Here is a 7,129-nt window from a genome sequence, read left to right on the forward strand (position 1 = left end):
GCCTGTTCTAGCTACCCGAGAATTCAAGAGGCGCTTGGAGGAGTTGTTTTTTGCCAGTGCGCAATGCGTTGAAATTCTCTACGAATGGATAGGACTCGCTCTTGACCACTGCCACAGCCACTACCACTGCCTGAGAGAATTCCTGGAAACGGTATATCGGGAGGATATTCCTTTTCCTGCCTTTTGTTTTCCGATGTGCCTGACGGGGTTGGCCGGCATAGGTAAAAGCCAATTGCTCAAAGCGTTCAGACGCTTGATGCAACCTGACTCGAGCATTACGGCTGAGGACAAAACAAAGTTTCGACTGGAGGGCTGCCGAATTGTGACTGTGCAGGCCAACGGTACTGCAACAGACATGCTGGTCGCACTGACTGGGCAAAAAAGTGAGGTGCGCACCCTGATGCGTATTGCGAGAAAACGGGCATACAGGGATGGTTGGGCATTGCTGGGTGTTGATGAATTTCAGTTCCTGACGCAAAGCGACAAAGCTAACGCTAGACTTGTGCAACTATTAATGCTGGTTGGCTATGTCGGCATCCCCGTCGTCTTTATCTCGAATTTCAGCATGCTGCATAAGTTGCTCCGGCGTAACCAGGAGGACAAGCAGCGTCTCTTGAGCAACGTTTGGGGGTTATTTCCTGAGCCTCCAAATAGTAGCGATTGGGTTGGCATGCTCCAAAGGCATAAATGCATTGCACCCAGCGTGTTTGAATTTAACGCAGAAGCAGATGCTGGGGCGATTCACCAATTGACCGGGGGCATCAACCGGGCAGAGAACCGGTTGCTTGAAGTTGCGTTTCGTCGCGCAATGGACTCCGGCAGGGCAGTAGGCCTTCGAGAGCTTGAAATAGCCTACAAGTCACGAGAATACGCGGGGTACAGGGCAGACATCGAAACTCTGGCAAAGCTGCCTTATTCTGTTGAACTGCAAAAGCGCCACAAAGACCTCTGGTGTCCGCTCGACATAGCGCCACTCTCGGATTCCTCTGAGACATTTTCGGCGAGGCGACAGGAGAGTGTGGCTGGTGCCGCCATCGAGGCTTCCCTGAACGCAGGGGAGCGAGATGCGCTAAAAGCAATTGCTACCCGCTCGTTACCAGCACAGAAGCGGAAAGCGCCAAAAGTTGTTTCAATCGATATGAAAAAATCGCTAGCAGAGCAGTTGAAAGAGGATGCTCGTTGGTTTGACGAAAATACATAATCAGGCAGTTGCCGGCCAACTGCCGCCGGTCAACATAGCCATTTAATTTCAATAGCAAAGGTTTCGTCGAGGCTGGCTCAATGTCCGCTATTCGGTGAGCAAATTGAAGCCCTGATTGCCTCAATCCGGCCAGGACCGGCCGCTGGGTGAATTGTCCTCAAAGCCGACGCTCAAGCTGTAAGCATTATTTATTTGTGCTGTCCGGAACCTAAGTTGCAAGTCTTTGTCATGGCTGAGAGTCGGAAAATGTTTTGTTGTGGGTCCAAGATTTCCGCACTCGACCAGACGCCGCCCCTTGCCTTTTGGGTGTCATTTCGAGCCCATTGCATCCAGTAGCACTGAAACACCAAAGGAGACCGACAATGAAAACTCAGTACAGCATTTTGGCATCCGTTATTGGTATCACCTTTTCCTGCGCAGTCTTTGCACAAGGCTGCGAATATGACACCCAATGCAAGGGAGACCGTGTTTGTGAAGCGGGGAAGTGTATTTCGCCGTCAGCGACTAAAGAAACACCAAAAACCGCATGCTCCCGAGGGGCTTTTCCAGATGGTATCTGCTTGCCTGCCGCAACAGACCCTAACATTCCTGACGAAGTTCGCGCTCGGCTATATTTCCGGTGTGCTCAATCAGGAGGGAAGGACGAATACACTGCGCAGTGCTGTGACCACCTCACTGGTGCTCTCCAAGATAAATACGGGGTTTGTCGCGCAGCCCCCAGTCCAACATTTCTCAAAGACATTCAAAGCCTTCCTTGGCAAGACATTGTGAAGATGATAGCTACCAAGAAGTGAAGCCGACGCCCAACCCTCCGCTCCTGCCGACCATCGGCCAGCTGCACTGCCTATCGTCGGCGGAGCTAGCACGTTCCGGAACGACCGCTTTACAAATCTAGCTACGTCCGCAAAGGGTCGCCTGCACCCAGTGACCAAGGTCCGTTTCCGGGAAGCCAAACTCCAACGGCGGCTTTACGGCGATGAAACTGGAGAGAGCTAGTTCGCGTTCCGACCCATTGCCGTCATTGCCAACAAATGGAAGCTGCCGTTCGCCGGTCGGTCAAGGGAAGCAATAGCGGCCTTTCGCCGGCCCGAGTCTGGTTTTTCTCCTGACCGGCAGGTATCCGCTAAAGTCCGGCCATTGAAGGTGGCGACTTGGATTTCAGCACCCGGCCAGAAGCGGACGGTTTCCTGTCAATATCAGTAGTCACTTGAATTTCCGGTTAGCTCTGATACCCGCCGCGAAGCCTACGCCAAACTCCGGTGTATCAGTTCTTTAAGAATTGCGCAGAGAATAATGAAAATAGAAAAAGCCAATATCGGTCATTCCAAGAACGATTGAACTTGGGCTGAAAATATCTTCGGCTGGCGGACTCAACGAGCCACGGAAACCCGTCTTGGTTTTAAGCTTGCGTTAAGATTAGTTGACTATATTAGTTGGATATTTCACCCATGCCACAGGAGAACCGATGAAAACCATATTCGCTGTAGTTCTGACTGCCATTGCGCTTGGAGCTTCGCCCAATATCCTCGCAGCTGAAAGTTCCGCACACAACCATAGCCATGGGAGTGCCGAACCGACAAAGCTCCATCTTAACGCTGGAAAAAAATGGGCAACTGATGAGCCGCTGCGTCAGGCTATGAACGACATCAATCAAGCGATGGCGAAGGCAATACCGGCGATTCACAAGAATCAATATGGCAACGACGACTATCAAGCATTAGCGACGACAATCAGTGAAAAGGTGGCTTATGCAATACAGAATTGCAAACTCGAGCCCCAGGCTGATGCGATGCTTCACTTGGTTATTGCAGACCTGATGGAAGGCGCCGAGACCATGAGAGGAAAAACTTCAAAGTCCCCCCACGATGGCGCGGTGCAAGCACTTGAAGCTCTGAAGGCATATGGGAAATATTTCCAGCATACGGGGTGGAAGGCCGCCAAAGGCTGAAGAATCATGATGCGCCAGGGATGAACTCTGGTTGATTAGTCTTCTGCAAATAGTTAGCCACCAATACTTGCAGCCAGGAGAGGCGGGCAAAACGGACGCGGCATCTGATTTTGCTTGAAATAGGGCATTGTCTGCCCGCCTATCTGAGACTCAGTTCAGCGCCAGGCCTTTTTCTTCAAAGGTTTTGCCGTCTCGTATGTGGTAAATCCGCTTGAAGGTAGGAATGATTTTCTCATCGTGGGTCACCACGATGATGGCCGTATTGAACTGCTGTGCCATCTGATTGAGGATGCGCACGACACTCAAGGCACGTTCGCTATCCAAAGGAGCCGTCGGCTCATCGGCGAGGATGACGGGCGGCTGATTCGCCAGAGCTCGGGCAATGGCGACGCGTTGTTGCTCCCCGCCCGACAGTTGCGATGGTTGGGCTTTGGCGCGGTGCCCGACATCCAGCGCTTCAAGCAACTCGAGCGCACGCTTTCTCGATTCCCCATTCGGTCTGCCTGCCAGCATGGGTAACAGGGCCACATTGTCGATGACATCGAGGAATGGAATCAGGTAGGGAGCCTGAAATACGAACCCGATTCGGTCGCGGCGCAAGGCACGCAGGTCCGGAATCTTCCAGCCATTGTCGTAGATGACCTCATCACCCAGGGTCATCTTGCCGGTTGTCGGCTCAATCACCGCGCCCAGGCATTTGAGCAAGGTGCTTTTTCCGGAACCAGAGGGGCCAATCAAGCCAACCACCTCTCCTGGGGCGACGGTCATATTGACTTCTTTCAAGGCGTCGACTGCGGTATCGCCCTCACCGTAGCGCTTGCTCAAACCTTCGATACGAATGCCGAAACCGTCCATCTCATCCTCCAATGGCGGTGGCCGGGTCTACGCGCAGGGCAGCCCGAATCGCCAGCGTGCTGGCCAGCGCACAAATGACCATGACCACCACAAAGCCGCGCACTGCATCGCCTGGCTCCAGCAGAACATACTTGGGAAAGAATGGCGCCCATACGGTTGCCGAAACCTTGCCTACCAGAAAACCGATAAGCCCCAGGCCCAGCGCCTGCTGAAGAATCATTCCGGCAATGGTCCGGTTACGCGTGCCTATCAACTTCAAAACGGCAATCTCACGAATCTTGCCCAAGGTCATTGTGTAAATGATGAACGCGACGATGGCCGCACTGACCACCGCGAGAATGACCAGAAACATCGCGATTTGTTTGGCCGAGGTGGCGATGAGCTTGGCCACCAGAATCTCTTCCATTTGAACCCGGGTGAAAGCCTGCAGGTGCTTCCAGCGCCTGACTTGATTTGCCACCGTGTCGGGCTGGCTTCCAGGAGACACCTGAACCAGCACGGCATTGACGTTGCGATTGGCGTTCTGTGATGCCTGGATGGCCTCGAGCAAACCCGGCACCCCTGGGCGATTCAGCGTGGGATTGGCCGCTGTTCTCGCCCGCTCATTGAGGATGGCATCGTTGTCCTTCAGGAACTGGGCTTCCTGGGCATCCTTCAGCGGAATGAAGACCATGGGGTCGCCGCCGGACGACACCATGCGTTTGGTCAGGCCGACGACCAGGTAGTCGTGCCGACGAATCCGAATGCTATCGCCCAGCTGGAACCCGGTTTTAATGTCAACCACAGCTTCGTAATGGTTACGGGTAATGTGACGTCCGGCAATCAGGTAGCCGGGCTCTCCCGGCTGGCCCGGCTCGAAGCCAACGACCATGGCGCGCACATCGGTATTGTCCAGACGAACCTGCATGGTCAGATAAGTCACGTTGGCGGCACGGGCCACGCCAGAGAGGCTGAGCAAGGAGCGGTACACGTCATCATGGATGCTCGAGGACTCCGCATACGGCCCCTGCGTGTCCTGCTGAACGACCCACAAGTCAGCGCCACTGTTGTTGAGAAGCGCCTTGGCATCATCGACCATGCCTCGATAAACCCCGGCCATGGTCAGCGTCACGCCAATCAGCAAGCCAAGACCGATTCCGGTCAACACGAACTTCGACCAGGAATGCAGGATGTCGCGCCCGGCCAGACTTATCACTGGCGTTGTCCTGCCAGTTGTTCGACAACTTTGACGCGGCTACCTTCAGACAGCTCGCGCTCGCTGTGAACGATGATTTCGTCACCTGCGCCAAGTCCTTCCAGTACCTGCACCGAACCATCCAGAGTGCTGGTGCCGAGTTTGATGGCGACAAAGACGGGCTTGCCATCGCGTAGTTTCCAGACACCAGAACCCTCAGGCATTTGTTTGATGGCTGCATTGGGCAGTGTCAGGCCAGATTGATTGGTTGCCGTTTGAACGGTCACCTCGGCCATCTCGCCAATACTGAGGCCTGGCGGAATCTGGTCGAAGGTAATCAGGGTGATGCGCTCCTCGGTCACGCTGTCACTGACCGGTTCAATCCTGACTACCTTGCCGGTTAATGGCATTCCCGGATTGCTGCGCAGGGCAATGCTTGCGGCTTGTCCAGCAGCCAGCCCGCGGGACCGCCCCTGGTCCAGCCGGACCTTGACCCAGAGACTGCTGGGCTCTATCAACTTGAGCACCGACTGGCCGGCAATGACCGTCGAGCCGGCTTCCGCGTCACGACTGGTCAGCACGCCGTCAACGGGCGCGACCAGGCGCAGGTTATTCCGTTGCTGCCGCAAAGCATCCTGGTCAGCCTTCAGGCGGACGACCTCCTGCCGGGCACTTTGCAGATTGGCATCGCTTGCATCGACGGCTGCATTAGCCGAGGTCAGTTCCTGTTGTTTGCTCTCAACCGCGCTCGGGCTGACGAATTGTTTGTCGCCAAGGTCGCGATAGCGCCTGGCATTCAAGCCGGCAATCGTCTGGCGGGCCAGAACATCCTTGCGCTGAGCGTCAGCCGCCAAAACCGCGCTGGACGCCCGAGCGTATGAGGCTTCAAGCGAACGTAGTCGTTCGTCCAGGTCGACGGGGTCAATTTCTGCCAGCAGCTGTCCGGCCTTTACCTGCTCACCCACATCGACATGAACTGCTTTGACGCGACCAGCAGCGGTGGGTCCAATAAAATAGCTGCGTCGTGCTTCGACCGTGCCAATGCCGAACAGGGATGATGACAGACTGCCAGTTTCGACCCGGGTGATGGTGACCTTGGTTGGCGCCAGCGGGCCTGACCGGGCGAGCACAAAGCCAAATCCGAGCAGAAGAAGCACGGCAAAAGCCACCAGGCCAAACTTGCGACTGCGAAAACCATTTAGCTTCATGACTTGACCCCAAGGGCGGCAAGATAGAGTTCCAATACGCCCACAGCCTGTTGCTTCATTTGTTCGGTGCTTCCGCTCAGCATGGATTGAATGACCAAGCCCTGAATGGCCCCAAGGAACAAGGCTGCCGCCGACGGGCAATCGACATCGGCGCGAATCAACTTCGCCTCAATAGCCGCGGCCAGGGTTTGGGAAAGGGTTTGCCGATAGCGATGCATGATTTGCTGAACCCGCTGCTTGACGGGGGATGAAGCAGGTTGCTGAAGCTCGCCAAAAATGAGGCGAGGCGCTCCAGGGTGTGCTTTGGCAAAGCCGACGTGAGCCATGAACATGGCCTTGAGGGCAGTCAGCGCATCAGGGGAGCGCTCTTTGGCAGCCAGTAGTTCGAACATCAAATGCTCATCTATCCATTCGACCACGGCCAGGCGGATAGCTTCCTTGGTGGCGAAGTGCCGAAAAAGCGCCCCTTGAGTAACCCCCATGGCTTTGGCAATGTCCGTAGTCGTTATTTCGGCAGGGCTGCGCTCGGCCGAGAGCCGAACCATGGTGGCGATGATTTCTGCCTGGCGTGACTCGGTGGTTTGACGAGGGTTGATAGACATGGGCGCTTGTAAGTATTAAATCACTTACTAGTATAAGCGCCTAATTCATATTTTCCTAATATGCTTCACGTAGCGTGCAACCCAGGGTGCGGTGGTCCCGGTCGTTTGGACAGCCACCGGGCAGGAATAAGCTAAGGCCGG

The 7,129-nt window shown here is 55.1% G+C and carries 7 protein-coding genes; 3 read left to right on the forward strand and 4 right to left on the reverse strand.

Annotated features, from left to right (window positions below; translation table 11 throughout):
* Positions 1–34: 34 nt before the first annotated feature.
* The 3 genes from ADADOO_RS00145 to ADADOO_RS00155 all read left to right on the forward strand — a co-directional run bounded on the left by ADADOO_RS00145 (position 35) and on the right by ADADOO_RS00155 (position 3,149).
* Positions 35–1,201 (forward strand): P-loop NTPase family protein, encoded by a 1,167-nt coding sequence (locus tag ADADOO_RS00145; RefSeq protein WP_511274134.1) that lies wholly within the window; start codon positions 35–37, stop codon positions 1,199–1,201.
* Between the two features lie 441 nt (positions 1,202–1,642).
* Positions 1,643–1,972 (forward strand): hypothetical protein, encoded by a 330-nt coding sequence (locus tag ADADOO_RS00150; protein ID WP_511274135.1) that lies wholly within the window; start codon positions 1,643–1,645, stop codon positions 1,970–1,972.
* Positions 1,973–2,666: 694 nt separating this feature from the next.
* Complete coding sequence (locus ADADOO_RS00155; RefSeq protein ID WP_511274136.1) at positions 2,667–3,149, forward strand: hypothetical protein; 483 nt, start codon at positions 2,667–2,669, stop codon at positions 3,147–3,149.
* A gap of 150 nt (positions 3,150–3,299) precedes the next feature.
* Here ADADOO_RS00155 and ADADOO_RS00160 read toward each other — a convergent pair whose 3' ends face one another.
* The 4 genes from ADADOO_RS00160 to ADADOO_RS00175 are packed head-to-tail and all read right to left on the reverse strand — an operon-like array spanning position 3,300 to position 6,988.
* A complete protein-coding gene (locus ADADOO_RS00160; protein WP_511274137.1) occupies positions 3,300–4,004 on the reverse strand; it encodes an ABC transporter ATP-binding protein in 705 nt (234 codons plus the stop codon).
* A 1-nt stretch (position 4,005) separates the two neighbouring features.
* Positions 4,006–5,199 (reverse strand): ABC transporter permease, encoded by a 1,194-nt coding sequence (locus ADADOO_RS00165; protein ID WP_511274138.1) that lies wholly within the window; start codon positions 5,197–5,199, stop codon positions 4,006–4,008.
* Positions 5,196–6,386 (reverse strand): efflux RND transporter periplasmic adaptor subunit, encoded by a 1,191-nt coding sequence (locus ADADOO_RS00170; protein ID WP_511274139.1) that lies wholly within the window; start codon positions 6,384–6,386, stop codon positions 5,196–5,198. The genes ADADOO_RS00165 and ADADOO_RS00170 overlap by 4 nt, the downstream gene beginning before the upstream one ends.
* Positions 6,383–6,988, reverse strand: coding sequence for a TetR/AcrR family transcriptional regulator (locus ADADOO_RS00175; RefSeq protein WP_511274140.1), 606 nt, complete (start codon positions 6,986–6,988; stop codon positions 6,383–6,385). Before ADADOO_RS00175 ends, ADADOO_RS00170 begins: the two co-directional genes overlap by 4 nt.
* Positions 6,989–7,129: the final 141 nt, after the last annotated feature.

This window comes from Azonexus sp., from assembly GCF_036170495.1.
Taxonomy (GTDB): Bacteria; Pseudomonadota; Gammaproteobacteria; order Burkholderiales; family Rhodocyclaceae; genus Azonexus.